The following is a 3,656-nucleotide window of genomic DNA, read 5'->3' on the forward strand; positions in this document are numbered from 1 at the left end:
CCTCGAGCGCGCTCGAGGAGGGGCCCGCGACTTCGACCTTCACGCCGGCCGCCTGGTCATCTTCTCCGACCACCACCGCGGCGCCCGCAACGGCGCCGACGACTTCGAGGCGGCCGAGGAGACCTACAGGGCCGCGCTCGACTGGTACTTTGAGCGGGGCTACACGCTCGTCGTCCTGGGCGACGCCGAGGAGCTGTGGCAGGAAAGGCCCGCCGACGTGGTCGAGGCCTATGGGGACTGCCTCGAGCTCGAGGCCAGATTCCACCAGACGGGGCGCTATCTGCGCGTCTGGGGCAACCACGATGACGACTGGCAGGACGAGAAGGCGGTCACAGAGCACCTGCGGCCGCGCTACGGTGAGCCACCGCTCGAGACGCACGAGAGCCTGCTATTCACCGTCAAGGACGGCAAGCGGGAACTAGGCGGGCTCTTTCTCGTCCACGGCCACCAGGGAAGCCTCAAGAGCGACCGCCTCTCCGGTGTCGCGCGCCTGGCGGTGAGGCACCTCTACCGGCCCTTTCAGCGTCTCACCGGCCTGTCGCTCGACACGCCGTCCAAAAACCGCCACCTCCGCCACCAACAGAACGAGACCCTGCACGCCTGGGCGGCGGTGCAGGGCGGGCTGCTGCTCATCGCCGGACACACCCACCGCCCGGTCTTCGAGTCGCGCTCGGGCAGCGGGCACTTGAGCGAGCAGCTCAAAGCGGCCAAGGCCAAACTCGAGGAGGCGTCCGCCGACACACGCCCGCGACAACGCCCGCACCAGCGCCTGCACCAGCGCCTGCACCAGAAGGTCGCCGAACTCGAAGAGGAGCTCGAGGACGTGCGCGAGGAAGAGGAGCGCGAGGGGAGCGGCCGCGAGGTCAAACCCTGCTACTTCAACACCGGCTGCTGCTGCTTTCCGGGGGGCGACATCACCGGCGTCGAGCTAGCGGGCGGCGAGATCAGGCTCGTCCACTGGCCCGACGAAGAGGGCCGGCCGCGGCCCATGGTGCTCGAGAAGGACGCGCTGGGGGCGGTGTTCGACAGGTGCTGAAGGGCGGTTTGTCCGAGCAGCTCGCCTAGCGCCGCCGAAAGCCCGCTGTTTCTGTCGTACGCCGTGTCGTATGATGACGGGGACACGAACGATTACTGGAGGTCACGATGTCGGTCACCACCCCTTCCCCCAAGAACGCGCCCACCAGCACCTCGGCGACGGGCGCGGGTTCAATCTGGTTCGACGGCGAGTTGATGCCCGAGGCCGAGGCTGTGGTCTCGGTCATGACCCACGCCCTGCACTACGGCACCTCCGTCTTCGAGGGCATCCGCGCCTACGAAACCGAGCGGGGCGCGGCGGTCTTTCGGTTGCACGAGCACAGCCAGCGCCTCTTGAACTCCGCCAAGATCCTCGGCATGCCCTCGCCGGTGACGGTGGAGGAAATCGACGAGGCCATCTTGGAGACCATCCGCAGGAACGAGCGCAAGAGCTGCTATATCCGCCCCTTGCTGTGGTACGGCGCCGAGTCCCTGGGCGTCAACCCCGGCAAGAACACCGTCCACTTCATGGTGGCGACCCTGCCCTGGGGCGTCTACCTGGGCGAGGAGGCGGTCAAGAAGGGCGCCAAGCTGATGACGAGTTCATGGCGGCGCTCGTCTGGAGACATCATGCCGACCAAGGCCAAGGCGGGCGGCAACTACATCAACTCGGTGCTGTCGAACGCCGAAGCTCGAGAAAACGGCTTCGACGAGGCGCTGCTCTTAGACAAGGAGGGCTTCGTCGCCGAGGGCTCGGGCGAGAACATCTTTTTTATGCAAGACGGCGTCCTCCACCCCATCGCCCACTCGGTCAACCTGCGCGGCATCACCCGCGACACCGTCGTCACGCTCGCCGAGTGGATGGGCACCCCCGTGCGCCCGACGATGGCGACGCGCGACGAGCTCTACACCGCCGACGAGGTCTTCATGGTCGGCACCGCCGCCGAGGTGACGCCGATCGCCGCCATCGACCGCCGTCCCATCGGCGCGGGCGTGGCCGGCGCCTTCTCGCTTCGGATGCGCGAGGTCTATCTGGACGTGGCGGCCGGCAGGGTGCCGGAGTTCGACCACTGGCTCTCCTACGTCAACGACTGAGCGAATGGCCGGAAGAGCAAACGCTTGAGAGGCGCTACCGGGCGCCTCTTTTTTCCTGCCGTGATGGGCGCAGTAGGCTGAGCCTCATGACGCAATCCTTCGCCAAGCGCGCCAAGTACGCTGAAGTCTCCGTCCGCGTGGGCGTGGGCTTTCAGCCTGGACTGAGGCCCGCTCCTGAAGCGATCCTTAAGGGAGGATGCCACATCCGTCATAGTTTCTCAGCGGCACTCGGTCTAGAATAGCCTTGTGAATGAAGCTGATCTCTTGCGGGAACTCGGCGATCGTCACGCGGAGTATCTCGTCTACGACGGCAACTTCCGGCTCGGCTACGGGCCCGAGGCGAACAGCGAGCAGAGCCTCGCCCGCCTCTTCAAAGGCTGGCGGCAGAAGATCTACCGCTTCGACAACGACTACGGCGCCTCGGTCATCTTCTACCAGCGGGTCTTTTCCGGCAAGATGGCCTGGGACCTGATGATGGCGCGCTTTTTCAGCCGCGACCCCTTCACCTTCCGCTACGCCGACGCGCCCATGAGCGACCTGCGCTGGACCCAGATCCAGGCCTTGCTCGACGACATCAAGCGCAAGGACGCCTAGCTACTCTGGCGCCGCTCGTCTCGCCGGCTTATGCGTCGCAGGCCCTGACGCGAGGCCGGGTCATGGGCTATGGTAAGCGCAACCCTATGACCCAAGACCTCCTGCTCCTCGTCTACGCGCTCGCCGCCGTCGGCGTCTTCAGCCTCCGCTGGACCTTGAGGCTCGCCCCCGCCCTGAGCGAACTGCCCCTAAAGACCGGCCTGGCTACCGCATTCCTCTTGTTGATGGCGCTAGGCGCCGGCGTGGGCCTTCTGCCCGAGGCCCTCGCCCTGCCGCTCACCGTGGTCGCGGGGCTCTATATCCTCGGGCCCTTGTCGCTGCCGGCGCTGGCGCGGGCCGCCGGCAGCGGCGCGGCCCTGGCCCTCAGCCGGCTGCTCTACTGGAGCGAGGGGAGCCGCGCCGCCCTGCGCCGCCTCCTGGCCCAGGTCGCCCTGCAGCGGGGCGAGGTGGCGCGCGCCTTGGAGCTCGCGGGCGAGGGGGACCTGCTCATCCGCGCCCAGGCCTACGCCCTGGAGGAGCGCTGGCGGGAGGTGCTGGCGCTGTCCCACCCTGGAACGAGAGGCGGGGCTGGGGATGGCGCTGATGATAACGCCTCGCTGGCGCAGGGGGCGCGGGTCTGGGCGCTCAGCGAGCTCGGCGACCTGGAAGCCGCCGAGGCGGAACTGGCCGACATGCGGGGGCGCTGGCAGCGGCGTGGTCAGGGGCCCATCGGCTACCGTAGCCTCACGCTTGCCGAGGCGCGGCTTCACGCCGCCAAGGGCGAGCTCGAGGCCGCGCACCGGCTCCTCCAGGACAAGCCGCTGCCGGGGGTGCCGCCCTACCTCGTCTTGATGATCTTGGGCCGCGCTGCCGACCGCGCCCACAGGGGCGAGCAGGCGGTCGCCCTCTACCGTCAGGCCTACGCCTTGGCGCCCCAGGGCCAGCGTACGGTCGTCGCCCGGCGGCTGGCCGCC

Annotated in this window: 4 protein-coding genes; all 4 read left to right on the forward strand. The window is 68.2% G+C overall.

The window, feature by feature from the left end; genetic code table 11:
* Positions 1 to 1,036: hypothetical protein (locus tag M3498_16250; GenBank protein ID MDQ3460824.1), on the forward strand; the 1,036-nt coding region annotated here is incomplete at its 5' end.
* 107 nt (positions 1,037 to 1,143) lie between these two features.
* On the forward strand, positions 1,144 to 2,109 hold the full coding sequence (locus tag M3498_16255; GenBank protein ID MDQ3460825.1) for a branched-chain amino acid transaminase: 966 nt from the start codon (positions 1,144 to 1,146) through the stop codon (positions 2,107 to 2,109).
* A 246-nt stretch (positions 2,110 to 2,355) separates the two neighbouring features.
* Positions 2,356 to 2,703, forward strand: coding sequence for a hypothetical protein (locus M3498_16260; GenBank protein MDQ3460826.1), 348 nt, complete (start codon positions 2,356 to 2,358; stop codon positions 2,701 to 2,703).
* A gap of 86 nt (positions 2,704 to 2,789) precedes the next feature.
* A partial coding sequence (locus tag M3498_16265; GenBank protein MDQ3460827.1) for a hypothetical protein occupies positions 2,790 to 3,656 on the forward strand: 867 nt, incomplete at its 3' end.

This window comes from Deinococcota bacterium, from assembly GCA_030858465.1.
Taxonomy (GTDB): Bacteria; Deinococcota; Deinococci; order Deinococcales; family Trueperaceae; genus JALZLY01.

What these genes read in the sequence shown, in the direction of transcription:
- M3498_16255 (MDQ3460825.1), top strand. Translation starts at nt 1,144, where the DNA reads ATGTCGGTCACCACCCCTTCCCCCAAGAACGCGCCCACCAGCACCTCG.